Source organism: Catenovulum sp. SX2 (genome assembly GCF_052056295.1).
Lineage (GTDB): Bacteria > Pseudomonadota > Gammaproteobacteria > Enterobacterales > Alteromonadaceae > Catenovulum.
In genome coordinates this window covers 235,182-260,890 of sequence record NZ_CP182494.1, presented here as the reverse complement: position 1 = coordinate 260,890, position 25,709 = coordinate 235,182, and the positions used below count along the sequence as shown (strand labels likewise).

The following is a 25,709-nucleotide window of genomic DNA, read 5'->3' as shown; positions in this document are numbered from 1 at the left end:
AAGGTGTTACATGAAGCTTAAAGTTTTATCATTGTTAATTAGCGCATCAATTGCTGTGCCTTCGCTTGGTTTAGCCGCAAAAAAGAACGTCAACAACAAACCTTATCCATATGGCAATCCAGTTATTACGCATATGTATACAGCGGATGCAGCGCCAAAAGTTATGCCGGATGGTCGAGTATGGATGGTCACCTCGGTTGATCATTTAGATAAGCCGGGTTATCACAATATGGAAGCATTACAAATGTTTTCAACGGCAGATATGAAACATTGGGTCGATCACGGCACCATATTGCACACTAAAGATATGCCAGAAGGTGAAGATGAAGATTGGGCCATTTGGGCACCTGATATGGTCTACCGTAATGGTACTTATTATATTTACTACCCAATGCGCAATTTGTTAGATGTTAGCAAAGGTAAAGACAAAGGTGTCGACCGTTATGTCGCAGTCGCCGAAAGTAACCGAGCGGATGGTAACTATAAAGTTACGGTTGAACGCATGGCGGGCGTACCTATTGCTGGTTTAGACCCTTCGGTATTTATTGATGATGACGGCCAAGCTTATCTATATTGGAACCGTGCATTAATGGGCAAACTGCAAGATGATATGCGAGATATTGATGGCAAATATTTTAAATTGGATTATGGCACAAACAACTTCATGGAAGCTGCTTGGATGCACAAGCGCGACGGCAAATACTATTACCAATACCACACAAAATATAACGGTAAAGTCGATAAAAATAACCCTGATGATCCAAAGCGGGCTAAATCACATTTAGACTATTCAATCGGAAATTCGGCAACCGGCCCACTAGATTATAAAGGCACAATTAATTGGGAGTTGGGTTATCAAGTTGATAATAGCAATGGCCCTAAATTTCCAGGAAAAGATTACGTACCATGGCGTTTAACTCAATCAAATCACGGTGCAGTTGTCGAGTTTCATGGCCAAGAATATTTCTTTTACCATACCTCGGCCTTGTCATCTTGGAAACAAGATGAGTTTGAAAGTATGGGGACTTGGACTCAGCGCTCAGTGTCGGTTGATTACTTAAATTACGATGAAAATGGTCTAGCTATACCTGTGCAGCAAACCTTAGAAGGGGTAAAAGCCGTTAGCATTAAACAACCTTTTAGAATTAAACCTAAAATTTCACCAGCAGGCGCCAACTTTAACTTAGTGCAAGACAAAATAGTTGCGAAAGACGGTGCGGTAGTTGAATTTAAAAACTTAGATTTAGGCACAGGCTATTATTATTTTGGTATGACAGTGCATAAAACCATTAGTAACGGCCATATTGAAGTGCGCCGCGACAGCCCGGACGGTATGTTAATGGGCACTTTGTTATTACGTGACAATAGTATTGAAATTAATAATGCGCGTACCGAAACCTTTTTACGCGAAGCACGCGGCGAAAAGCGCAATGTATATTTAGTATTTAAAACGCACGGACAAACTGTTGAAGTATCAGCACCAGACTTTTTCGCTGGTGCCCCTTTGCCAGTAGCAGGCGATAAGCAGTTTTAATCGTAATTAATAGGTAAGACTAAAGTCTTACCTATCTTTATCTAGACTCGTTCAAACTACCAGCCATCATTCTAGCGAAAATATCCAAAGATTTATAAACCAGAGCCGACAGAATAAGAATAGGCAAAGCAGCGCCTTTATAACCAGTATCTATAGCTAGTAAGCTAATCAACACAATTCCAATCACGCCAGCTAAAGCAATTAACAACAGACACCATATTTTTGAGTTTTTAGACATGTACATCTTTCTCCTTTTGATATGACACATTCGTATAATTTATAAAAACAAATTAACAAAAAACACTACTTAGATACAAGATGTTAATTTATGATACAGTAATACTAAATTACTTTATCATAAGCACAACAATTGGCATAGGAAATAACATGAAAGTACTCAACAAAAGAATAGGGGCGTGCGCACCATTGGTTTTGGCAGCTAGCCTGTTTTGGCATCAATCTGCAAGCGCAGGGTTAATCAATAGTGATTTCGCAAACGAATTTGACCATTGGAATGGCGAAGTGGTTAGTTACAACTATCTAGCAGACATGGACAATGTCGATTCTGGCGACATCACAGCCAGCTATGTAGACAACTTTTCTACGTCAGCTGGCAGTGCAACCCTCACAACATCATTTGATGATGAAAATGATTATTGGAGTGTCGTGTTATTTCAAGATTTTACCTTCGATATTGTTGCCCCTGGTAATAGCCTAACACTATCACTGGATGTGTCTTATTCGTTGACCGATGATTTCTTTGACTACGCTTTTGTTGAACTACTTGATTTAGACGATAACTTGGCCGCAATTGACTTAACCTCGGGTGGCGCTTTTGATGTGACTGATTGGTCTGGTGTAAATGCATCGATTCAATTTGGTGTGATTGACGGCGATTTTGACGTTTTCGATTCAATTACAATATCAAACTTAACCATAACTGAAACAGCAACTGATGTACCAGAACCAACGTCTGTTGCATTGTTACTCAGTGGTTTACTTCTATTAGCTCGTCAACGCTGGTTAGGCAAAACAGTCACGAGAGCAGATAAACACACTCACAACAAAGTAGGGGCGTAATCATGCTACCTAAATTACATTCAAGGTTTGCATCTGCTGCAAACAGTTGGCGTAGTGTTTTGCTGTTATGCGCATTAGCTGTTGCTCAACTCACATTCAATAGCAACGTCCGAGCCGCCGAAGGCGACTGGCAACTGGTAGACCAAGCAAGTATTGAACAAGGCTCACGTTTTTACTTACGTGGTACAGGTTATTACACGGATAACAACATACTGATCACTGATGATGTGACACTTTCGGAGCAACTTAGATTAGTTGTCACTAGCAGTAGCTTTGCAGTATTAAATGCCGATGGCACAAATGAAGCAGGTTTTCCATACTTTGAAGTTGCCGATATAAATACAGCGACTCGCATAATATTTGCACGTCAACGCGGTGCATTTAGTTACACTGCCGAGTTACAACAATTTGTTGAGGCGCCAACTGGCCCAAGCGTTAATAGTGAACTTATCAATTTTAACGATTATGGTGTGCACGACCCGTCTGTTATTAAAGTTGCAGATACTTATTATGTATTTGGCTCACATTTAGGTGCAGCTAAATCAAGCGATTTAATGAACTGGCAAGCTGTTAATCCAGGCGATAACTTTACTAATGGTATTTTATTCACGCCAAGTTACGCAGATGCACTACCCGAAGCAATTGAATGGACAGGCGGCCATGTTGGCTCTTGGGCATCAGATGTCATTCAGTTAAGTGATGGCAAATTCTATTTTTATTACAACCACTGTGCCAACCCAGGCTCTGGTGTTTGTAATATGCCGCATTCCTATTTAGGTGTTGCTGTATCCGATAACATTGAAGGCCCGTATGTAGACAAAGGGGTCTTTTTGAAATCAGGTACACTCAGTAGCGTCACCGCCGACGACTTACCAGAGGGCGTTGATGTTTATATTGATGGCCAAATGCCAAATGCGATAGATCCAGCTGTCTATTATGACAAAGAGGGTGGATTATGGATGATCTATGGTTCTCACTTTGGTGGTATCTGGGTACTTGAAATGGATGAACAAACAGCCAAACCAAAACCCGGTCAAGGTTATGGTACTCGTCTAACAGGTGGTAATTTCTACGCTAATGAAGGTTCTTACATGTTGTACAGCCCAGAGAGTGACTATTACTATCTATTCACCTCATTAGGCGGTTTTGTTTCTGACGGCGGTTACAATATGCGTATATCACGCTCGCGTAATCCAAATGGTCCATTTTATGACGCCGAAGGTTTTAACATGGCTGACGTTTGGGGCGATCCACAACAACATGGTGTAAAACTTATGGGTGGATTTACCTTTGTTGCCGAAGTAGGTGATGAAGGCACAAGCCAAGGTTATTTAGCACCAGGTCACAATTCAGCTTATTACGACGAAACATTGGGCAAACATTTATTAATTACCCATACACGTTTTCCAAACCGAGGTGAAGAACACGCTATTCGTGTACACGAAATGTATATTAATGAAGATGGCTGGCTGGTTACCTCACCTCATAGATATGTACCAATTGAAGGCGATACAAATGTAAACCCTGCAGACATAGTGGGTGACTATCGTTTTATCAATCATGAACATGATACCAACTCAGTAGCAAAAACTTCTGTGTATATTAATTTAACTGCAGACGGGCAGGTAACTGGCGAATATACAGGCCAATATTTTGTTTCGGCTAATGATCCAAGTCAGATTAGTTTGCAGTTAAATAGCCAAACTGGTTTTGCCGGTGGTACATTTAACGGCGTAATACAGTGGCAGTACAATGATATTCTTCAGCAGCTTGTGCCTGCATTTACTGCGTTATCTTCAGACGGTATTACAGTTTGGGGCTCAAAATTACCCAATAAAACCACAGCAGAAGTGATTAGCGCGATAACCGACAGTTTGACTTTTAAATCAACTACTACAGCTTCGGCAATAGAATTACCAACACGCGCAACTCGTGCGGCTGCAATTCAGTGGCACAGCTCTCACCCTGAAGTAATTGGTGTAGATGGCTCAGTAACCAGACCCGCTGTTGGTCAGGAGGATGCTGTCGTTACTTTAACAGCAACAATTGAAGTTAATGGAGAGCAAGTTGAAAAACAATTTGTGATCACAGTTAAAGCAAGAAGTGTCTACAACCGTGTAGCGCAATTTGAATTTGAAAATAACTTAACGGATAGTTTTGGTGATTTTGCCAACGCAACAACCACTGGCGACAAAATTTATATCCCTGGCGGTAGTGCAAGCTATACAACAGGTATAAACGGCCAAGCTCTGTTGTTAGATGGTACAAATGGTGTGTTATTGCCAAACAATTTAATTTCAAATTATGAATACACAGTGTCGTTTTGGATTAATCCAAACCAAATTACTGGCTTTACCCCTGCATTTTTTGCAGCTGCAGCAACCGATGCTTGGTTAAGCTTTTTGCCACAAGGTTGGGATGGCAATACTATGTTGTGGAGTGGCACAGCTTGGTTTGACGGCACAACCGGAGAGCGTATTTCGACTAACCAGTGGACACACATGGCTTTTTCAGTCAGCAATGGGCTAGTCAAAGTTTATTTAAATGGCGAAGAAAAATATTCAGGTAGCACAATCGCGGATTTATTCTCAAATAATGAGGGTACTTTTGCATTAGGTGTTAACTACTGGGATTTACCATTTGATGGATTAATTGACCAACTAAGTATCTACGATGCAACTTTATCGCTAAATGAAATTATTGCACTAGATATAAACCAGTTAACCAATAGCCAATTGTTAGACCAAGTCGCTGGTTCAATCAACTTAGGTAACCTCAATGCGGTAACTGACAATTTAAGTTTGCCTCTCACTGGCGAATTTACCTCAAGCATTAGCTGGCAAACATCAGACAGCAGTTCAATTACTGCAGAAGGTGTTGTCACACGCCCACAAGTTGGTCAAGCTGATGCTGTAGTTACCCTAACCGCAACTATTGCCATTGGCGGAGAACAAACGACTCGCGAGTTTAGCGTGACAGTCAAATCGCTTGGAGCGCCAGCAGTTGCTCGCGCACATTTTAGTTTTGACAATCATTTAGCTGACGCTAACAGTAATTTCTCTAATGCCAGTATTATAGGTTCAACAATCGGCTCTGTCGGTGGTAATGAAAACTTTGCAGCAGGTGTTGAAGGCCAAGCAATTTATCTTGATGGCAGCACAGGTGTTGCATTACCTGACGGCCTAATTGATAACTATCAGTACACTGTATCTTTCTGGGTAAATCCAACCTCAACATCCGTGCATACACCCATGTTTTTTGCTGCAAACAGCACTGAACAATGGTTAAGCTTTTTACCGCAAAACTGGTGGGACGGTGGCACAACTATATGGAGTTTTAACAGCGGCAATTGGTTTAACACCCAAACTGGGCCGTTAACGACCAACCAATGGACACATGTTGCATTTACAGTTGATAATGGTTTAGCGACAATTTATGTAAATGGCGTTGAAAGTGCTTCGTGGAATGGTTTAGGTGATTTGTTCAGCGGCCAAAACGCGACTTTCACTTTAGGGGTAAACTACTGGCCCGACTTACCGTTTAATGGTTATATTGATGAGCTTAAAGTGTTTGATTCAGTATTAACCGATAACGATATTAGTTTACTTGCAACTCAAGCAGACTAACTTGCAAACTACAAAGCGATAACTGATAAAGTTATCGCTTTTCTGCGCATTATCACAACTTCAGCTAAAGTTCCTTTAAACCCACCTGCTAATAGCTACAACAGAGCTAAACTTATTCTATCGTTTAATTTGTAATTAATTTGTTCCATACTCGGTTATATTAATTATGATTTAAAATTAGTTTGTATTAGGGAATATTATGCACAAGTCATTGTTAGGCACTGTCGTCTTACTCAGCCTGTTTGCTCATTCGGCGATTGCCGCGCCACAACAAAATATTCCCTCATCATCCGACGTATCCCCACAAATAGTTGGCGGCGAACAAGCACAATCCGGCAGTTGGCCTTTTATGACGGCGCTGGTGCGCACATTAGAAGAAACCGACAGTCAACTACAAGTCAGCGAAAATAACTTCGAACATACTATTTTCAGCTTTAGTGCTAAAGGCGATGTCACAGCCGAATTAGTCGACTGCCAACTTGGTTTAGCCGTATGTACTGACGCCACAGGTAAAATTTGTTTGATTGAAAGAGGGCAGAATTTTTTTGTTGAGAAAGTGCAAAACTGCCAAGATGGTGGAGGTATAGGTGCCATTATTTTTAATAACGAAGCAGGCCTCTACGGTGGAACATTAGGTGCCGACAATACCACTAACATACCAACATTAGCGGTTTCACAAACTAGCGGTAATAACCTTTTAAATTTAATTGGCCAAACAGCTAACCTATTTATCTCAGAGCAAACGAGCATAGTGGCGCAAGCTTCATACTGTGGCGGCACATATTTAGGTAATAACTGGGTGATGACAGCAGCGCATTGTGTCGATTCAGCAATTGATGTTAAAGCTAATGTAGGTGAATTTAATTTACTCAACGGTGCAGATAACGCTATCGCCGCCAGCAAAATATTTGTTAATCCCAACTATAACAAGATTACTTTTGAGCATGATATTGCGTTAATTAAACTTGCAAGTTCGCCACAAACCGCCTCAAGTATCAGCATAGCAACAGAAGCGCAAACTGCATCGGCTGAGTCAGCGCATTCACCTAGTTTAGTATTGGGCTGGGGTTCAACTTTAGGTTACGAACCTAACGAAACACCACAAATTGTGACTGCCACAACACTCAGACAAGTTGAGCTAGATTTATATAACGCGGCAGATTGTCGGCAAATACTGCGCGAAGCATTTATTCGAGACAACCCAAACCAGCCAGCGCCATCAGCCAATTCAGATTTGGGCATAACCAATAATATGATTTGCGCAGGTGTGATTGGCGGCGGTAAAAGTGCATGCCAAGGCGACAGTGGTGGCCCTTTAATGTTAAACACTAATTTTGGTTGGCAGCAAGTTGGTATTGTAAGCCACGGCCGCGGCTGCGCTGCCGATGGTTACTTTGGTGTTTATACCCGAACTGCAAATTATGCATCTTGGGTTGATTCAATCGTTAACGGTGTTTCAGTGCAGTCCCTTATCAATGTAGGTGCAGCTGGGCTAGATTCACCTTTTGAGTTTAAAGTAGAGTTAGACAACAACAGCAATAGCATTGTTAACCTAGATTTTTCGTTAAATGGCAGTAATCAATATCAACTAGGCCAACACAACTGCCAAGACCTTCAACCGACACAAAGCTGCCAATTAACCATTCGTTTTTTAGCTAACCAGATTGGTGAGCAGCAAACTGAATTATCTATTAATACCAACAGCGGCGTACCTGCAAACAAAGCTCTGTTATCAGCCACCACCATAGCTGTCGCTGAGCAATTTAAATCAACCCCAAACCAACCGGAAAAGTTATTAACTTGGTATAGCGGCGGCGACACTATTTGGTCGTACAACCAGGCGCTAGGTCAGTTTGAAAGTGGTGATATTGGCAACTTACAACAAAGTATCTTAATGGCTGAGTTTGAAGGGGCTGGGGTATTAAGTTTTGATTGGGCAGTTGCATCCGAAGAAAATGTAGACGAGCCGTTTAATCCATTTGATGTATTAGAAGTTTATGTAAATGGCAAAAAAATTGATTTTATTTCAGGATTAGTGGATTTTGATGTGGTGTTAGTAAATGTGGCTGACTCAGGTACAAATCGTGTCAGTTGGATTTATCGCAAAGACCCATTTGAAGCCATGTTTGATGACAAAGGTTATGTGAAAAATATTGTATTTCGACCAAAAGCAGTCGTCGAACCTGAACCAACACCCGACCCAGATCCTGAACCAAATCCGAACAATAATCAGGGTAAAAAAGGCGGTACTTTTGGTTACTGGCTGTTGGGTGTATTAATTATGTTGTTTTGGCGGCATAGCGGGCTAAAAACAGCTCAACCGTTTGTTCAATAAGGTAGTCATAACGCTGTTGGTTGGGCGTTTGGTTTAGGTACTTTTTAAACCCCGTTGCATGGTTAGTTACTTTGCGCTTGCCCTCACTAACACTAGTTGGTCTTTATTTACATTGGTTAATACGGCGGACCGATGTATAACAATCGTATTAAGGATGGACGCAAAAAGCTTGGCTGCGTCACTTCGTTCCTAATTTTAACCAAGCCTTTTGTGCGCGCAATATTGCGGCGTTATACCTTCGGAGGAAAAGGGTGATACGAAAGTTAATATTAAGCGTAATATTATGTGTTATTTCAGTTACTGCTGCAGCGGAAGATATCGACTGGAATAGTGATGAAATAAACTGGCATACTTATGAGAGCGGAATAAAGGAATTGCAATCAAGTAATTCTTATGGGGTAATTGTGCTTTACGCTGATTGGTGCTCTGTCTGTAAGATGTACTCTAAAGTATTCAAGGACAGTGCAGTCGTATCCGCATCGAAAGGGGTGACTCTAATCAAAGCTAATGCTGAAACTGAGCTGAAGGTTAAGGCACTGAAAGAATATGATCAGAAGTATGTTCCTAAAACCATAGTGATTGATAAGAATGGTCAGATCGTTTCAGGAATCTTTGGCGAAAAGAGGGATTACATGTTCTTCTTGCCTGCCGACAATCCTGAAATCTTGTTGGAGCTTCTAGGTATAGTTAAGTCTTTGAACGAGAGGGTATAAAAATGCGTTTAAGGACGGACACAAGAGGCTGAATGCTCCATTATGTTGCTGAGGAAATTTTGATTTATCGTCAAGAATTTAGAGGAAAGAAAACAGAGTTTGAATTTGCGGAAAAATATGTTCAGTATCACTTTTCCGATTCAGACGAATCTATTGAATTTAAAGTTCCTTATGAACAAATTGATATAGACTTTCCCATTAAACACAGAGAAAAAAACGTTATATGGAAATTCGTTACAATACCGTTTTGGTTTTTAGCTATTATGACTTTTGGTAAAGCTGTTGTGATCTCTGAAAGTAGTATGCAGCTAATTGCTGGCATCTTAGTTATGAGTATCTGGCTTTCTATGGTTGGTATATGCTATTGGCTATATAAGCGTGGGCAAATCTCTTTCACAATATTCGATTCCTCTAAAGGTAAGTTAATTATTATCGACGACAATCAGCAACAAAACATAATTAATGAAATTGACATTCGCGTAAATTCGGCACGCTTAAACCTAAACGGGAATATGCATTAGCAGCATAACAAATGCATCAACGCGAACTTATAAAGCTTGGCTTGGTTTGTGCTCCACCCAACTATAACCGAGCTTTTATCCGCCCAATAATGCGGCGTCACATTCCTAAAGGAGAGTTTTATGTTTAGATGGATGTTTTTATCTTTATCTATTTTTTCTAGCACCGCAATGGCGGACAAAGAGTCTCTTTCCATAGAAACAAGACCACCCACAAACATTAAATTAGCGTTTCCAAATGAATCCAATATTCAACCTGATGTAAGTGACTTTGCTATTTTAAACTTTGTGCCTATGAGCAACGAACAAGGTGAAAGGTGGGTGGTTATTACTGTCACCAATACAGCTAACGGTCGTCGCACACTAAATCATAATCATGTAATGGCATTAGTTGCGAATGGGAGTCGGATTCATCCGCAAGAATTGGCACAGAGTTTCTTAGCTAATGAAACACTTTCTATTGTTGTTAACTTTGGACAAAGCAAATTTCCGTTACTTGATGTCTATGCGAGAACAGGAACATAACAAGTTATTCAGACTAATCATACTCATATTTAGCCAAAGATTTAGTCACTGATAAGTTTTGATACCAGTTGTTAAATACCAAATCAAATTGCTTAAAGGTGACTGTACCAAACGAGTGGCTGCGATAACTTTTACACAAACTCAGTAGTTTATTGTTATCTTCTAGCGGATTACAAAATCGCACAGCCGTGATGTGCGCTGCCACCAATTTATAGCGAGTATCAAAAGTTGTGCGCAAACCACTTGCTTGCAGTGCTTTACGCAATTTTTCGCGAAGCAGCTGCAAACCATTACCAACCGGGAACCCTTGAATAACGATCGACGAAGGGGAGGCTGTGATGCCAACAAATTCTATGCTAATTGGCGCACAATCACGCATAACCTCGATAAAGAGTTCACGGTAAGCTTCGACATTAACTTCAGTCAACTCAAAACCCGCAATGCAAGAGATAACTGACAGTAGGGTTAAATGCAGTTCATTGGTTGGATAATAATATTGGCTAGGTTCTAATCTAGCTACCTTTTGGATAAATTGATTAATTTCCTGCGCTAGCGCCTGATTATTGTCTTGTATGTATGCCAGCGCAGTAATACCTCGGCGGCTATCGCTGCTATCGTTAATTAATTTATCCAGTTGATAGCTATTGCTGACAAGCGCTTGTTCAAAGCTTTGCCACATCTGCTCGTAAATTTGTTTTGCCATACCTAAATAAACTCTATATCTCTAGCGGCACCGTCAGGTGCTATGGTTAAGTTCTGCAGTTAAATATGACTTAACGCCTTAGCAAAACCAAATATTTCTCGAAGTGTTTTTACCAACTAAAACAATTATTTACAATCTTAAAGCAAGATAAATTCAAGACGCTAGGTCGGGAATAGCTTAAATGTATTTGCAAATATTATAACTAGCTGTTTGTGCCTAATTACTAGCCGTTTTATGCCTTTCGATTTTTAGCAGTCGAAATGTATTACAAATACTGCTATTTTCATTTTATTGTTTTGCACAATCAAGGTAGCAAGATGAAACTCCAAACAAAGCTATTATTTATTGTTACGCACTCATTTGTCGGATTAGTTGGTTTTGCTGCTGGCATTTATCTACTGCCGATAATCACAGCGCCAAATGCGCCAACCCAATTAGAAATAACCCAAGCCTCACAAGGGGCTATGTATACAGGCTATTTTGATAAAAATTTGCAAGACAGTGACTTTTTACATTGGGGAGAGGGAGAGGTTTCAATTAGTGATAGTTATATTACTTTTAGCGGCGAATTAGCCCCAGGACCTGACTACAAATTATATCTCTCAGCAGAGTTTGTCGAAACAGAAGCTGATTTTCACCGGTTAAAAGACAGTATGCTATCAGTCGGTGAGGTAAACACATTTAATAATTTTATCGTAAAATTGCCTTCGGACATTCAAGTATCAAACTACACAAGTGTGATAGTTTGGTGCGAGTCTTTCGGGCAATTTATAACTGCAGCCAAGTACCGCTAACTTATTATCCAAAGTTCAGCTTCAAAGGGTGGCCTTATCGGCTTTTCCAAGGTTTTGCCACCAGCTAAATCCAGCTAACCACTTCTCTTTTACGTCTACACCGATTAAATACAAACAAGGTACAAAAAATAGCGTAACTAGAGTTGCCATCACAACACCATAAGCAAGTGATACCACCATAGGCACTAAAAATTTCGATTGTTCATTATCACCTGACAACATAGGGATTAAACCGATAAAAGTGGTAAGTGAGGTGAGTAATATCGGCCTAAATCGAGTTGTTCCAGCTTGTAAAATTGCAGCAAATGGCGCCAAACCTTGTGCTCTTAACTTATTAAGCTTGTCGATTAATACTAGGTTATCATTTACCACAACACCACTTGCGGCCAATATGCCTAACATAGAAAACGCACCGTAATAAATATTATGCCCCCAATGGCCGAGTATTGAACCTAAAAAAGCAAACGGTATCGCAGACATAATTAACAGTGGCTGGGTATACGAGCTAAAAGCCACTGCCATTAACACATATGCAGCTAGAAGTGCCATGCCCTCAAGGAAGATCACTTGGTCGATAAATGCTTGTTGATCTGGATTGCGGCCACTGCGGTCGGTTGATATTTCTGGATTACGTTTCAGCCATTCCGGCATAAACTCTTTGCGAATACTGTCAATCACAGCTGCTCGATTAGAACCTGCATATTCAGCCCAAACCCAGACAGTTTTTTTACCGTCACGGCGGGTAATACGACTCACGCCCGGTTTTATTTCTAAATCAACCACAGACATAATTGGAATTTCTCGACCATCACGCATGCGAACTTTTAATTTAAAAATAGAGTCGAGTGCTTCGCGCTCAGTGCGTGAATAACGAACTTTCACTCTCGCATCACCACCGTCACGCGGCAACCTTTGTACTTCTTGACCAAAAAAGGCCTGGCGCACTTGTTTGCTTATTTCCCGCACATCAACACCTGTGCTTTCTGCACCAGGTTTTAGTTTAAGGACAATTTCTTTACTGCCTTTATCTAGGTTGTCCCTAACCATAAAGACATCATCATAAGTTGCAATATGCTCTTTAAGTTCATTCGCGGCGGCTGCCATAGCGTCTAAGTTGTCACCACTAAGCATAAAAGCAATACGTGGATCACGCGTATTCAGTGTGGTTTTAAACTCAATTTCTTCAGCATCTGGAATATCGCCCATAAATTCGGTGAGGAGTGCGGTTGCGCTATCTATATCAATTGCGCGTGCTTGCATGGGCACTAATTTAATAAAACTACGAATGCTGGTATTGCTAATGCGGCTATATACATGTTCAACAAATTCATTGTTGTCGGTATCTAACTGTGCAATGTGCGCGTTTAACTTTTGCTGCGCTTGATTAATGCTTTGATAAACCTGCTGGACACGTTCAAACGAAGTATTTTCAGGCATATTCACATTTAAGCGTATTGTGTCGGCTTCAATTTTGGGTTCGAACGACTGCAATATATGGTTGTCGTTTAGCAGTTTCAGCGCAAACATAAAACTTAAAATAAATACACCAACCACTAAATAACGCCACTGCAGCAATAAATGCATACAAGGTTGGTAAATTTTATTGGCTAAAAAGTGCAGAACATTGGCAAAAGCAAGCTGAATTTGGCTTAGTTTGTTAACGCGATTTTGCTCTGGATATTCAGATAAATGTTTTAAATGGCTAGGCAAAATACATAAACATTCAAATAAAGAAAACAAGAGTGCAAGAATAACCACCAAAGCTATAGAGCGGGTAAACTCTGCTGTGCTGCCCGGCAACATAGACATAGGAATAAATACGATAATGGTGGTTAACACCCCGAAGACCACAGGCTTGAATACTTCTTTAACCCCTTGATAAGCGGCTTGTTCACCACTCAAACCATTTTCGTTGGCGCTATGTATGCTTTCGCCTATAACAATGGCATCGTCGACAACTATGCCGATAACCATCATAAACGCGAACAAAGAAATCATATTTAATGAAATATCAAATGAAGGTAATAACCAAAAGGCGGCGGAAAATGCTGTGCCTATGCCTAAACTAACCCACAGCGCAATTTTCGGTTGCAAAAAGAGCAGTAGGGTACAAAAAACTAAAATAAGTCCGCTCAGCGCATTATTAAATATGGAGGTTAAACGGCTTTGATAAGCATTATTCCAATCTTCCCAAACGGTGAGAGACAAACCTTGCGGTAAATTTTTTTGTTTGCGCTGTATGTATTTATTGATATTTTCAGACATCAACGGAATGTTCATATAATCAGAGTTCATCACGTCAATTAAGACTGCTGGCTCACCATCAAAAGTAGAGAATCGCCGCGCGGCGATAGGCCCATCAATAATGGTCGCAACATCTCTGAGGCGTAAAATTGCGCCCTGATTGTTGTGGCGCAAAATGATATCTTCAAAATCGATTTGATTATTGGCGCGGCTGCGCACGCTTAAGGTATAAGATTCTGTTTCACTGCGGATCACCCCAGCAGATAAATTGACAGATTGACGTTTAATCGCATCAGACACTTCATCAAAACTCAGTTGATAATAACTGAGCTTTTCTTCAGATATTTCAATTGAAATTTCATCTGCTGAATCACCTGTCACTTCAACCAAAGATATCAAAGGCAGTGAGCCAACCTCACGACGAATTTCGCGCGAAACTTTATTGAGCATGGCTTCGTCCACCATACCATGCAGCGCAATGCGTATCATAGGTTCACGATTCGTCCGCTCTGTCACTATCACTTTATCCGCATCGGCTGGTAAACCATTTACCGAATTGATTTTTTCACGAATATCATCGGCAAATTTGCGTCTATCCACTTTTTCTTCACCAGTAACAGAAATACGTGCAACACCTTCAAATGAGTTAGACACTACATATTTAATGCCTTCGACATTTTTAATCGCCTCTTCAAAACGCACTACTATTTGGTCTTCAACTTCTCGTGGACCTGCGCCCGGCCAACGCATACTGATATCCATAATCGGCAAACGCACTGTTGGAAAAGGTTCTTTTTCGACCGAATAAAAGTAGCTTAAAACACCAGCGACAATTAACAACAGCATGGCAAGATTTGCCGCAACAGGATTGCGGATCCACCAAGCTAAAATTGAGTTTGATGGCATATTAGAAGGCATTATTCAGTCCTTCTGTTTGACCCGCTGCCGACAAAGTTACTTGGGCTTTTTGTTGTTTGTTGGCATTAATTGGAATAACGGTTAAGCCGTCTGTCGCCATAGCCAAAGAGGAAGTGATAACTTGAGTATTTTGCGGCAAGTCAGCAACTATGATGTCGTTTTGATTGCGTTGCACCACCTGCGCACTGACAATTTTCAGCTTTTTATTGTCATCCACCACCCACAGCTTTCCGTTGTTGCGTAATGCAGTTTTCGGCAAGGCGCTGACTTGTTCCATCCAACTACCGCTAATTTGTGCATAAACAAAACTGCCGTTTAACAAGGGGGACTGTGGGTTTTGGTAGGGGTTCTGCACTTGTGCAACTAAATAAATTGAACGTGTTTTAGCGTCGATGTTTGCTTCGGTTCGGACAATTTTGCCTTGCCAACTGTTTGCATCGTCACCTAAACCATCAGTCAGGGTTACTGGATAATCAGATTGTTGATAGCTACTAAAAAACGCGCTCGGTAATTCAATTTGTTTAAGTTCATCTAGACTTAAGGGTAAACGCACTTCAAACATGTCGGTTGCATATAAGTTCGCAATATTGTTGCCTTTATTAACGTATTGAAATTGGCTAACACTTTCTTTGGCAACACGACCATTAAAGGGCGCATAAATTTTGGTACGCGTTAAATCTAGCTCAGCCATCGCCAGTTCTGCTTCAGCGGCGGCTAAGTTCGCTTTTGCTTGTTCTAGTTGTGGTTGTCGCAAAGCTAACGCACTTGCTTGGCTGCGCCCTAAGCTGAGTAACTCAGCTTGAGCTGCTTCGGCTTCAGCTTGGGCATGAATATATTGTTGTTGCGCTTGTGCAACTTTTGCTTGTTTTTGGGTAACAACTAATTGGTAATCGTTTGCGTCTATTTCAACTAACAGTTGGCCTTGTTCAATAACCCCACCTGCAACAAAATTATCGGCAACATAAACTAAATTGCCGCTCACTTGTGGGCGCACTTCAATTTGATTAACCGCGCTAACTTCCCCTTGGCTATAAGCTTTCAGCTGAATTTTTTGCTGTTTGCTTAAATAGGTAAATACCCGCACTTTTTTGATTTTATTTGGCCGTGATTCTGGCTCGGGTTGATTGGCGGCAAACCAAGCTGATCCAGCAAACAATAAGCTAGCTAACAACAATGGCGTTAATAGCCATTTAACCCAAATACCCCAATTAATTGATAAATTTCGCATATTTTTATTTGTAGTCATTGGAAACAACCTCTAGAGGAAAGGGCGCAGCTAAAGCTAAGGTTAGGGTTACACGGTTTGAAATAATCGCGTGTTCAGCTCTAACTAAATCAATTTGGCTATTAATACGTCGGCTTTGAATATTAAAAACTTCGCTACTACTGGCAATACCTTGTTCGTATTGGCTATTCAACAAATGTTCAGCCGAAGATATTTTTACTGTTGCTTGAGTAATAAAATTTTTACGCTCAACTAATTCGTATTCTGCGTATAAACTTGATTCAATTTCTTTCATCGCCGACAACACACGTTTTTGATAATTTAACCAAGCTATTTGCTCACGAGTTTGATTTTTATAGTCGATTTGTTCCAACTGGCCGGCATCAAAAATTGGCATTGTGATATCGGCAGCAAGTCGCGCCAACCAATTTTGAATATTAAATATATCTTTAAAACTAGTTTCAGACGCGTTTAGTTCTGCAGCTAATTTAAAACTGGGTAAATAAGCTTTTGAGCTATGTTGCCAACGACTAAACGCAGCTGACACACGCAACTCAGCAGCGCGAATATCTGGTCTATTAGTTAAAATTTCAGCCGGTGATAGGGTTAAATTAAACTTTTGAATATTCAGTGGCGCTAATTGTAACTCGAGTGGTTTACTTGGGTAAAAGCCCAAAAGAATATTGAGGTTTTGTTTGCTTTGCTCTAAGCGGCTTTGTTGGGCTGATAGGTTGGTTTCAATATTGTGCAAACTGGTTTGTGCTAAATATAAATCAACAGGCTTGGCTAAACCTAAATCAACCCTTTTCGTTATGCTCGTTAAGCGGTTCTGTTGGTTTTTAAGGTTAGCTGTTAATAAATCGGCCAGCTGTTTATTCAACAACACATCAAGATAAGCTTGAATAACTTGCGCCACCAGCGACTGTTGTGCGTCGGTATAATCTGCTTGGCTAGCCTCAAATTCAGCGTTAGCGGCATTTGATAAATCGGTTAATTTATTCCAAACATCAAACTCCCATGCAACTCTAAGTTTTTGGCTAGTGCGACTTTGAAAGCTTTTTTGTTGCAGCGCATTGCTACTTTCATTGTAACTCCAACCGCTGGAGAAGTTGACTTCAGGTACACGGCTGGCAGTTTGAATATTTAAATCAGCTTGGGTTAAATTGAGCCTTTGTATTGCGAGTTGCAAATCATGATTATTTTGCAGCGCAATAGCAATTAACTCATTTAGCTCAGCAGGGAAAACATCTAGCGGGCGCTGTTCATCAGCAGACAAAGCTGAAGTTTGATTATTCAACCATTGATTGGGTAATTGGTAACTAACAAGGCGAGATTCAGTATCGGGCGTTTGACTACAAGCAACCAGCAATATACTTAACACTATGCTTGCAAAAATTCTGGGTTTACCAATATAAGTCACAATACGCTCACAAGCCTTAGATAGTTCCATAAAAAAGCATTATAAAAGGTTAGGTAATACGTTTACACTTTTTTGTGTGTAAAGGTTTTGTAAAATACCCAGTATGACTTTTGCTGTATTGATATCTTTTTTTTGGGGGGGGGGAGAATCAAGGAGGTGACAACCTCCTTGATTTAAAAGAATAGATGGATTATTGGTTTAACAATCTCACACCATAAAAACCACCCGCTATCGAGTTTTTATGCGCAACAAATTTAGCTGTTAATTTGCCTTGGCTATTACGCACTAGCTCTTGTGGTATTTTATAGTCTTGAGTAAAGAACTCAGGTCCATGCGCACCTGTTAATGTGACAGTCGCGATAGTTTTGCCATTTATTTGAATGTCGAATGAGCGGCCATTGTCTAAACCAAAGTAGGTGATGCGCAAGGTTTTTGCAGCCATTTTTGGGTCATTCAATTCATAACTAAACCATTTGTGGGTATGACGCCAGTGTTTACCCATATGCACACCTGCTTGGGTGTCTTCACCTTTAAAGAAATGATCTGATTCTGGCTGCTGTTCACCCGGTGCAACTTTATCTATGGTTATTGCTTCTAGTGCTGCTCTTTCTTTTGCCTGTTTTTCTGCACGCTTTAAGAAATCTTCCATCTCGGCTGGGCTAGTTTGTGGCCAGTAAATTTCGTATCTAGAGTCGTGTAAACGGAAAAATGGAATTAGCGTCAAACTTTGTTCCATCGGATTGTACACGGCACTATTCACTTTGTAGGCTAAAGCTTGTCCTTCTACTGGGGTTAATCCATCTAAGAATTTGGTCGGCTCTCCAACAATAAATGGTGTTGCTTCTGGTGGACAAACAGGCCCTGCGGCTATATGACCCATACGTGAATCATCACCAATAAAGTTGAGTTGTTCATCTTTAAACGGATTCACTTTAGCTGCCATAGCAATTGGCCCGTGCATTACAGCATAGTAGTTTTTCCCATCAGGTAACTGCTCTAAGGTATTGCCAATAGGTAAAGTTAGTTTAAGTGTATCGCCGCTTTTCCAGTTGCGTTTGAAGCTGATAAAACCATGTTCATCTAACTTAACTTTTACTTTTTTACCGTTTAATAAAGCTGTTACTTTACCGCCTTGGATCCAATTTGGACGACGAATTTTTAGCGCAAAATTGCCTTTGCCTTGTTTAATCGTCAACTTAGTGGTGTTTTTATCCGGAAATTGTGTGTCTTGCTGTAACACTATGCCACGGCTGTTATCGGTTAACTTTGAGGCGATAAACAAGTTTACATATATGCTGCTTTGGTCTTTTGCATAAATCATTTCACCGTATTTGCCATGATTTTCAATACCTGAACCCACACAGCACCACATGCCCTCATCATGTTTTGAATACATGCGGTAGTGGCCTGGGCGCATAGGGGTAAAATAAACCAAGCCACCATGCTCTGGATGTTGCGAAGACAGAATATGGTTATATAAAGCGCGCTCATAGTAGTTCATATATTTGTTGTTGCTTGAAGTTAAGAACAACATGCTACTCAGCTTCATCATATTGTAGGTGTTGCAGGTTTCAGGGCCTTCGACGTCTTCAACCATGCTGGTAAAGTCATCTGTAGGATGAAAGTGTTCACGCACACTGTTGCCACCAATCACCACTGACCGCTTATTCACAACATTGTCCCAGAAATACTCAGCAGCGCTTTGCCAGCTGTCATTATCCGTTACATCGGCAACACGTTTAAAACCTATCACTTTAGGAATTTGTGTATTCGCGTGTAAGCCATTTAATTTATCTTGATGTTGCTCAAGCGGCTGCACAATGGATTTTTGTGAAAACTGCTCAGCTAGTTTGATAAAAGATTTATCACCACTAATTTCAGCGATATCAACTAGCACTTCATTCATACCACCATGTTCAGTGATCAGCATGTATTGAATTTGTTCGTTGGTTAAATTAGCGACCAATTTTTGTGTCCAGTGACCCAAATCTATCAACATGGTTTTGGCTAACTCATTTTTACCAATGAGGTAGGCATCTCGCAAACCTGCATATACTTTATGTAAGTTATACCAAGGAACCCACAAATGGTTCATCGAGAACAAATCAGCTTGAATATTGCCCGCAGCTACATCACGCCATACTGGCTTAGCGTTAGGTACACCACCTATATAACCGTCGCCATTTTTAAGCTGAGCGCGGCGCAGCTGAGTGATCATATAATCTAATTTTTGTTTAAGCCTAATATCGCCCGTAGCCGCATAACTTAAACTTAAAGCGGTTAAAAAGTGTCCGCCAATATGCCCATCTAAGCCAGTATTTTCCCAGTTGCCATAACTTTCACCTGCGTCTAAACCGGCTTCGCGCAAATAAGGCGCGAGTAATTTGTCCGCTGACAATCTTAATAAATAATCGACATTGGTTTTTTGTGCGTGTAGAAAAGGGCCATCGAGTAAGCGCACATCTTCAAGTGCATATGTAGATAGTGGCGCTGCAAATGCAGAGCTGATTTGTGCAACTAACAAAGTAGTGGCAGATAGTAGAATTTTAGTTTTTTTTAACATCTTCTTCTCTATTGTGAAATAAATCCAGACAGAGATAAGACGGTTATGCCTTTAAAATCCATAAATTATGTTTTAAAGGCATACAGCAAACTAGCAGCTAATCTTGCTTGTGGCTGCCATACATATAAATTTGAGTGCCTATCAAACTTAATAAACAATAACCGGTAAAATAATAAAATCCGCTACCAACAGCCGATAAAGTTTCACTACTGATTATCATGTCGAGACGAAAACCAAAAACAGTCAACTGTTGCGCATTTGCCGTATCAGCGTGATTAGTTGATAAAAAGCCCAAAAACACAGCAACTACAAATACGTCAGCCATTGACCATTTGCCAATACTTGTTATGACTCGCATTATTTTGCGTTCATATTCTGTTGAGCGTTTCCAATAGGCGATAGTCACTAAACAGGTTTTGCATATTGGTACTAGCACAGAAAAGATAAATATCAGAGCGGCAACAAGCAGCCTTTGTTCTTGCCACAATTCTTCCACTGTCGCAATGATAGACAATTCTTTATCAATAATTGAACTAGACAAAACCGATGAACCTAAGTTGGCTTGCATTTCCATGTTCAGGCTAAAAATCGGTTGGCTAATACCCGGAATAAATAAGCCGATGGAGATAAGGGTTAACAACAAGCCTAAGTGTTTATTTTTCATATAGTTTACGAGTAATTGTGATAACTGAGGCTAAATATAATGCCTGTCATTTGCACATTTGTCAGGTTTGTTTATTTGCGCCCTGCTTTTATACCCAAGGTAAAAAATTTTTATTACTGGCAACGCCGATAAATACTAGCTCTGCTCATGTTTAAATGGTGTTATCGTAATATTAAATTATGGATTTAAAAATGTGAACCGTCTTATATCTGCTTACTAAAGTCGCTCTGGCTTTGGAAGTCTAAAAACAATTAATAAGTTGAGCGTGTTGATCTATCAACACGATCTAGACAAAGTGGAGATTGATATGAGTCGTGGAAACTTTAAGTTCACGCCAAGTGCGTTAGCGCTGGCGGTTGCAACTATCTGTTCACCAACTTACGCACAAGAAAATAACCTAGAAGACGAAACTAAAGCTGAACAAGAAGAAGCCAGCGAAGTTATTGTTGTTAAAGGCTTAAGATCAAGTTTAATCAAAGCACAAGAGATCAAAATGAACTCGGATTCATTTGTCGATGCGATTGTGGCTGAAGATATAGGTAAATTGCCTGACGTAACTGCGGCTGAATCATTAGCGCGTATTACTGGTATTCAGGTTACTCGTTTTAACGATGAAGCAAATGCTATTTTAATTCGTGGTTTGCCTGATGTAACAACAACCTACAATGGCCGTGAATTTTTCACAGGTGCAGAAAGACGTGGTGCACTACAAGATTTTCCAGCACAAGCATTAGCAGGTATAGAAGTATATAAATCTGGTACAGCTAAGCTAATTGAGCCGGGTTTAGCTGGTTTAGTTAATGTGCGTACCCGTCGTCCATTTGATTTTGATGGCGAAAAAATCGCTGGTGGTGTGCACTATGGATATAACGACCAAAGTGACAAAGCGTCGCCAGCGGCAAATATTTTATATTCTAACCGTTGGGACAGCAGCATAGGTGAATTCGGTGTTTTAGCCAATGCAACTTATGCGCGTGCTGAGTTTTATAACGGTGTACGTTTTAATGCCAACTGGTTTAGAGATGAACATCCAAACTGGAATGTGCAAGAAGAGTACGATGGCAACGCCGTGGTGCTGCCTGCTGAAATAGGTATTTACAGCGAAAATGGTGAACGTTGGCGTCCATCCGGCAATTTAGCAGTACAGTGGCGTCGTGATGATAATTTAGAAATGTATGTTGAAGGTATTTTCCAAGGTTATCGAGGTTTTAGAAATCGCGATTGGATAGGTCTTTCGATGACTGACTGGGACTGGCTAAATGGTACAGGTGATGTGCACCTAAATAATATCACCATGGTTGAAGGCACTGATAACAGACAAATTGCCAGCGTAACAAAAACAGGCGGTGTGCCGACTATGGCCTACCGCTCAACCAATAAAGATAGAACCGATACTTATCAATATGCCGTTGGCCTGATTTGGAAAGACGACACAATAAAAATCGAGAGTGATCTCGCTTATACCGACAGCGAATATAAAAACAACGAATGGAGTTTTGACACGGGTTTATCTTTTTCACCAACCATAGAAGCTGACTTTTTGGGTGACGACGGTGTGCTCTTTAGTGTGCCAGATTGGGACGTAACAGATAAAAGCACTTATGAAATGCGTGGTTATTTTGAATCTCGCTACAAAGTAACGGGTAAAGGTACTCAATGGCGTACCGATGTAACATACAAAACAGGCTGGGGTGACTGGTTACATACCATTGAAACAGGTGTCCGTTTTAGCGACCGCGAAGCTACACGTAGTCAAGGTAATCGTTATGCTTGGATTTGGGACTTACACATACCAATGACAGATTTAGATTTTCTTGAGATGGAAATGACCAAAAATGCATTGCGTGATGAAGAACAAAGTTTTACTCAATACTTAGCGCCAACACGCGATAGCATCACCAATAATGCAGAAAAACTACAAGCTTTGTCTTACGAAAAGTTAACAGATAAAGCTGCTTGGGATGCGTATAAATGGAATCAACCAATAGAAAATGATCCTGAAAATGAATGGTTAGCTAAAGAAAAAACTTATGCAGTTTATTTACAAACCAAATCGTATTTTGATATTGGTGATGTGGGTGTTGATCTATTAGCAGGTGTGCGTGTTGCCAAAACAGAATCTAGCAATTACGGCATTTCGGTTGTAAGTAGAGAAGGTGAGCGAGCGCTAGAGCCACGTGAAATTCACAACGATTATATTGATGTGCTGCCAAATATTAGTATTCGTGCGCGACTTACTGACGATTTACAATTACGCGCTGGTTACACTGAAACCGTAACTAAACCGCATTTTGGTGATTTAAACCCTGCATTGAATATTTCCGTGGTGGCCCCAAGTGAAGTTGACCCAGATCGTGAAGTTGATCACGACGCATTTGGTTGGGGTGGTAATCCTGACCTAAATCCAATGGAAGCAAACAACTACGACATTAGCTTAGAGTACTACTTTACTGAAAATGGTTATATTAGCGCAGCTGTTTTCTATAAAGAATTAGACGGCTTTATTAAATGGTACAATCGTTATGTTGAAACACCTGATTATGGAACAGTTAGATTAGATCGACCAGAAAATGCTGGTGAAGGTAAAATTCACGGTTGGGAAGTAAGCCTACAAACCTTCTTCGATTACGACTTTATGCCTGAGCCATTACATGCTTTAGGCTTTACCGCCAACGTTACAAGTTTAGAAGGTGAAAAACGCGACCCGGACGAAAATGGTAATTTTGGAGATTTTTCAACCATCCCAGGTTTATCTAAATACACCTATAACGCTGCGCTATTTTATGAAAAAGACGGCTTCTATACTCGTCTATCGTACAACCTTCGTGATACTTGGATTACAGATTCACGAGCGTCGAGAACAGGTGGCTTAGTTGAAGAGCGAGTGAAGGCGCGAAATCGTCTAGATTTCTCTATTGGCTACACCTTTGACGATAAAATCACTATCTATGCAGATATGGCGAACATACTTGCTAGACCATTTAGAAATAATACCTTACATCCAGATGGTTACCTTTTCCCACGCGACGTACGTGACGAAGGTCGCTACTTTGGTGTAGGTATGCGTTTTAGCTATTAATTTAAAATTAAATCAATAGGTTAAGCCGAGAGTAAAATAACCTCACACATTTGTGTGTCTGTGTGGGGTTATTTTTTTAAAGTTTTTTCAATTATTTTTATGGTTTTTTAATTACCAACCGTCTTATATTGTTCTGGGTGAATTTAAATGGGGTTGGCATGTCGATTATTTCCCGAATATTTCTGGAAAATAACGCATTTTTGAAAAAGTTTTTACGGCAATTTATGTCTTGCGAGCAAGACGTTGAAGACATAGTGCAAGAAGTCTATATAAAAGCGCACTTAGCCGAAAAAAACACGGATATTAAACAGCCCAAAGCGTTTATGTTTCAAATTGCAAAAAACTTAGCAATTGATGAGTTAAGCAAACATTACCGCACAGTCACCCATTATTTAGATGACTGTATTGCATCCGTTCCAACCGAAAGAACCGCGACTATGGAATCGGAAGCGGAAGCGACTGAATCACTTAGGGTATATTGTGAAGCAATTGAACAATTGCCGGTTAAAACCCGAAAAATCTATATAATGCGCAAAGTGTCTGGGCTAAAGCACAAAGAAATTGCCAAGAAACTCAATATCTCAGTTAGTAGTGTTGAAAAACATTTAGAACTTGCCGGTGCTTTTTGTCAGCAGTATGTGCGTAACTACCATGAAACTGCCGCACCAAATTATTCAAACGTACGTGATATCCGTAGAAAGAAAATACAATGAAGAATTTTTCTGAATTTTGCCAAAATCGAAACAATTTAGAAGCCGAAGCTTGGCGATGGATTGTCCGTCTTGACTCTGAAGACTCGTTAACTAAACGCGAAAAAGATCAGCTAATTGAATGGTTGGGTCGCAGCCCTGCGCATGTTGAAACCATTAAAACTTTTAACGAGTTTTGGACAAGCCCTGTGTTAGATGAATTAATTCAACCTAAACCGGCTAAAACTAAAGTGTTTAAACCTATGTGGGCAGTTGCTGCAAGCCTGATGCTTGTGCTATTTGCCGCAAGTTGGCTTGTTAACTATTCACCAGAGCAAGAATTGGTGCAAACAACTTATGCTGCGGCAATTGGTCAACAACAAAAACTACAATTAGCAGATGGTAGCCAAATTGTGTTAGACGCCAATAGCCAGATAGAAGTCGACTATACAGTTAGTGCGCGCGATATCTGGTTAATAAAAGGCAAAGCCTATTTTATAGTAGCTAAAGACAAAAACCGCCCATTTAATGTATACGCAGCCAGTGGCAGGGTACAGGCGGTTGGCACTGAATTCAGTGTTAATTTGGCGAAAAAGCAGCAATTGCAGGTACAAGTAACTGAAGGGAAAGTTGCGTTGGCGCTTGCCAACAACCCAAGTAATCAACAAAGTTATCGCGACTCTTTGCAACACGTTACTTATATGACGGCAGGCGAATATACTGAGTTAGATAGAACCACTAGTTTTAGCCAAGGTTTTAGCCAAGCAATTGAAAACTTAATTGCGCTGTCGAAAACACAATTACAAGTAAATCATGCATGGATAAATGGCGAGCTAATTTTTACTGGCCAAACTTTGGCAGAAGTCGTTAATCAGCTACACGACTACACACCATTGAGCATTGAAATTGCAGAGCCAGAATTACGTTCACTAAAAATAGGTGGGCGTTTTAGAGTTGACCGAATAGAAGAGTTGTTTAAAAATTTAGAACTGAACTTTGATTTAGTCGTGCATAAAACTGCAATCGACCAAATTAGCATACGTTCAAAACCGACAGACAACTAACTACACAAAGAGGTC

General features: G+C 40.4%; 18 protein-coding genes. 11 read left to right on the top strand and 7 right to left on the bottom strand.

Going from position 1 to position 25,709, the window contains the following annotated elements:
• Positions 1-10: 10 nt before the first annotated feature.
• Positions 11-1,534 carry a family 43 glycosylhydrolase gene (locus ACMZOO_RS18440; RefSeq protein ID WP_440906356.1) on the top strand — a complete coding sequence of 508 codons (1,524 nt, stop codon included), beginning with the start codon at positions 11-13 and terminating at the stop codon, positions 1,532-1,534.
• A 37-nt stretch (positions 1,535-1,571) separates the two neighbouring features.
• Here the strand turns inward: ACMZOO_RS18440 and ACMZOO_RS18435 are convergent, their stop codons facing one another.
• Positions 1,572-1,772 (bottom strand): hypothetical protein, encoded by a 201-nt coding sequence (locus ACMZOO_RS18435; RefSeq protein ID WP_440906355.1) that lies wholly within the window; start codon positions 1,770-1,772, stop codon positions 1,572-1,574.
• A 149-nt stretch (positions 1,773-1,921) separates the two neighbouring features.
• Here ACMZOO_RS18435 and ACMZOO_RS18430 point away from each other — a divergent pair, with 149 nt between their 5' ends.
• The 6 genes from ACMZOO_RS18430 to ACMZOO_RS18405 all read left to right on the top strand — a co-directional run bounded on the left by ACMZOO_RS18430 (position 1,922) and on the right by ACMZOO_RS18405 (position 10,331).
• A complete protein-coding gene (locus ACMZOO_RS18430; protein ID WP_440906354.1) occupies positions 1,922-2,614 on the top strand; it encodes a PEP-CTERM sorting domain-containing protein in 693 nt (230 codons plus the stop codon).
• A 2-nt stretch (positions 2,615-2,616) separates the two neighbouring features.
• The gene (locus ACMZOO_RS18425) at positions 2,617-6,240 is read left to right on the top strand and encodes a LamG-like jellyroll fold domain-containing protein (protein WP_440906353.1); all 3,624 of its coding nucleotides are present in this window, start codon (positions 2,617-2,619) and stop codon (positions 6,238-6,240) included.
• Positions 6,241-6,439: 199 nt separating this feature from the next.
• A complete protein-coding gene (locus ACMZOO_RS18420; protein WP_440906352.1) occupies positions 6,440-8,575 on the top strand; it encodes a trypsin-like serine protease in 2,136 nt (711 codons plus the stop codon).
• Between the two features lie 251 nt (positions 8,576-8,826).
• Complete coding sequence (locus ACMZOO_RS18415) at positions 8,827-9,288, top strand: thioredoxin domain-containing protein (protein ID WP_440906351.1); 462 nt, start codon at positions 8,827-8,829, stop codon at positions 9,286-9,288.
• 32 nt (positions 9,289-9,320) lie between these two features.
• Complete coding sequence (locus ACMZOO_RS18410) at positions 9,321-9,809, top strand: hypothetical protein (protein ID WP_440906350.1); 489 nt, start codon at positions 9,321-9,323, stop codon at positions 9,807-9,809.
• 120 nt (positions 9,810-9,929) lie between these two features.
• On the top strand, positions 9,930-10,331 hold the full coding sequence (locus tag ACMZOO_RS18405) for a hypothetical protein (protein WP_440906349.1): 402 nt from the start codon (positions 9,930-9,932) through the stop codon (positions 10,329-10,331).
• Between the two features lie 13 nt (positions 10,332-10,344).
• On the opposite strand, the gene ACMZOO_RS18400 is transcribed toward ACMZOO_RS18405, so the two are convergent.
• Positions 10,345-11,034: a 2'-5' RNA ligase family protein gene (locus ACMZOO_RS18400; protein WP_440906348.1), complete on the bottom strand. Its 690-nt coding sequence runs from the start codon at positions 11,032-11,034 to the stop codon at positions 10,345-10,347.
• A gap of 317 nt (positions 11,035-11,351) precedes the next feature.
• Between ACMZOO_RS18400 and ACMZOO_RS18395 the strand changes: the two genes are divergently transcribed.
• Positions 11,352-11,828: a DM13 domain-containing protein gene (locus tag ACMZOO_RS18395; protein ID WP_440906347.1), complete on the top strand. Its 477-nt coding sequence runs from the start codon at positions 11,352-11,354 to the stop codon at positions 11,826-11,828.
• Between the two features lie 21 nt (positions 11,829-11,849).
• Here the strand turns inward: ACMZOO_RS18395 and ACMZOO_RS18390 are convergent, their stop codons facing one another.
• The 5 genes from ACMZOO_RS18390 to ACMZOO_RS18370 form a co-directional block, all read right to left on the bottom strand.
• Positions 11,850-14,990 carry an efflux RND transporter permease subunit gene (locus ACMZOO_RS18390; protein ID WP_440906346.1) on the bottom strand — a complete coding sequence of 1,047 codons (3,141 nt, stop codon included), beginning with the start codon at positions 14,988-14,990 and terminating at the stop codon, positions 11,850-11,852.
• Positions 14,980-16,236 (bottom strand): efflux RND transporter periplasmic adaptor subunit, encoded by a 1,257-nt coding sequence (locus tag ACMZOO_RS18385; protein ID WP_440906345.1) that lies wholly within the window; start codon positions 16,234-16,236, stop codon positions 14,980-14,982. The genes ACMZOO_RS18390 and ACMZOO_RS18385 overlap by 11 nt, the downstream gene beginning before the upstream one ends.
• Entirely contained in the window at positions 16,223-17,665 is a 1,443-nt protein-coding gene (locus ACMZOO_RS18380) for a TolC family protein (protein WP_440906344.1), read from the bottom strand. The genes ACMZOO_RS18385 and ACMZOO_RS18380 overlap by 14 nt, the downstream gene beginning before the upstream one ends.
• Before the next feature lie 160 nt (positions 17,666-17,825).
• The gene (locus tag ACMZOO_RS18375) at positions 17,826-20,198 is read right to left on the bottom strand and encodes a beta-L-arabinofuranosidase domain-containing protein (protein WP_440906343.1); all 2,373 of its coding nucleotides are present in this window, start codon (positions 20,196-20,198) and stop codon (positions 17,826-17,828) included.
• Between the two features lie 97 nt (positions 20,199-20,295).
• A complete protein-coding gene (locus tag ACMZOO_RS18370; protein ID WP_440906342.1) occupies positions 20,296-20,862 on the bottom strand; it encodes a paraquat-inducible protein A in 567 nt (188 codons plus the stop codon).
• A 307-nt stretch (positions 20,863-21,169) separates the two neighbouring features.
• On the opposite strand from ACMZOO_RS18370, the gene ACMZOO_RS18365 reads away from it, so the two are divergent.
• From ACMZOO_RS18365 to ACMZOO_RS18355, 3 genes are all read left to right on the top strand, one after another.
• Positions 21,170-23,941, top strand: coding sequence for a TonB-dependent receptor (locus ACMZOO_RS18365; RefSeq protein ID WP_440906341.1), 2,772 nt, complete (start codon positions 21,170-21,172; stop codon positions 23,939-23,941).
• 158 nt (positions 23,942-24,099) lie between these two features.
• Entirely contained in the window at positions 24,100-24,654 is a 555-nt protein-coding gene (locus tag ACMZOO_RS18360) for an RNA polymerase sigma factor (protein ID WP_440906340.1), read from the top strand.
• Entirely contained in the window at positions 24,651-25,694 is a 1,044-nt protein-coding gene (locus ACMZOO_RS18355; RefSeq protein WP_440906339.1) for a FecR family protein, read from the top strand. Before ACMZOO_RS18360 ends, ACMZOO_RS18355 begins: the two co-directional genes overlap by 4 nt.
• Positions 25,695-25,709: the final 15 nt, after the last annotated feature.

Coding starts and splice junctions, on each gene's coding strand:
- ACMZOO_RS18440 (WP_440906356.1), top strand. CDS start 11: ATGAAGCTTAAAGTTTTATCATTGTTAATTAGCGCATCAATTGCTGTG.
- ACMZOO_RS18435 (WP_440906355.1), bottom strand. CDS start 1,772: ATGTCTAAAAACTCAAAAATATGGTGTCTGTTGTTAATTGCTTTAGCT.
- ACMZOO_RS18430 (WP_440906354.1), top strand. CDS start 1,922: ATGAAAGTACTCAACAAAAGAATAGGGGCGTGCGCACCATTGGTTTTG.
- ACMZOO_RS18425 (WP_440906353.1), top strand. CDS start 2,617: ATGCTACCTAAATTACATTCAAGGTTTGCATCTGCTGCAAACAGTTGG.
- ACMZOO_RS18420 (WP_440906352.1), top strand. CDS start 6,440: ATGCACAAGTCATTGTTAGGCACTGTCGTCTTACTCAGCCTGTTTGCT.
- ACMZOO_RS18410 (WP_440906350.1), top strand. CDS start 9,321: ATGCTCCATTATGTTGCTGAGGAAATTTTGATTTATCGTCAAGAATTT.
- ACMZOO_RS18405 (WP_440906349.1), top strand. CDS start 9,930: ATGTTTAGATGGATGTTTTTATCTTTATCTATTTTTTCTAGCACCGCA.
- ACMZOO_RS18400 (WP_440906348.1), bottom strand. CDS start 11,034: ATGGCAAAACAAATTTACGAGCAGATGTGGCAAAGCTTTGAACAAGCG.
- ACMZOO_RS18395 (WP_440906347.1), top strand. CDS start 11,352: ATGAAACTCCAAACAAAGCTATTATTTATTGTTACGCACTCATTTGTC.
- ACMZOO_RS18390 (WP_440906346.1), bottom strand. CDS start 14,990: ATGCCTTCTAATATGCCATCAAACTCAATTTTAGCTTGGTGGATCCGC.
- ACMZOO_RS18385 (WP_440906345.1), bottom strand. CDS start 16,236: ATGACTACAAATAAAAATATGCGAAATTTATCAATTAATTGGGGTATT.
- ACMZOO_RS18380 (WP_440906344.1), bottom strand. CDS start 17,665: ATGGAACTATCTAAGGCTTGTGAGCGTATTGTGACTTATATTGGTAAA.
- ACMZOO_RS18375 (WP_440906343.1), bottom strand. CDS start 20,198: ATGTTAAAAAAAACTAAAATTCTACTATCTGCCACTACTTTGTTAGTT.
- ACMZOO_RS18370 (WP_440906342.1), bottom strand. CDS start 20,862: ATGAAAAATAAACACTTAGGCTTGTTGTTAACCCTTATCTCCATCGGC.
- ACMZOO_RS18365 (WP_440906341.1), top strand. CDS start 21,170: ATGAGTCGTGGAAACTTTAAGTTCACGCCAAGTGCGTTAGCGCTGGCG.
- ACMZOO_RS18360 (WP_440906340.1), top strand. CDS start 24,100: ATGTCGATTATTTCCCGAATATTTCTGGAAAATAACGCATTTTTGAAA.
- ACMZOO_RS18355 (WP_440906339.1), top strand. CDS start 24,651: ATGAAGAATTTTTCTGAATTTTGCCAAAATCGAAACAATTTAGAAGCC.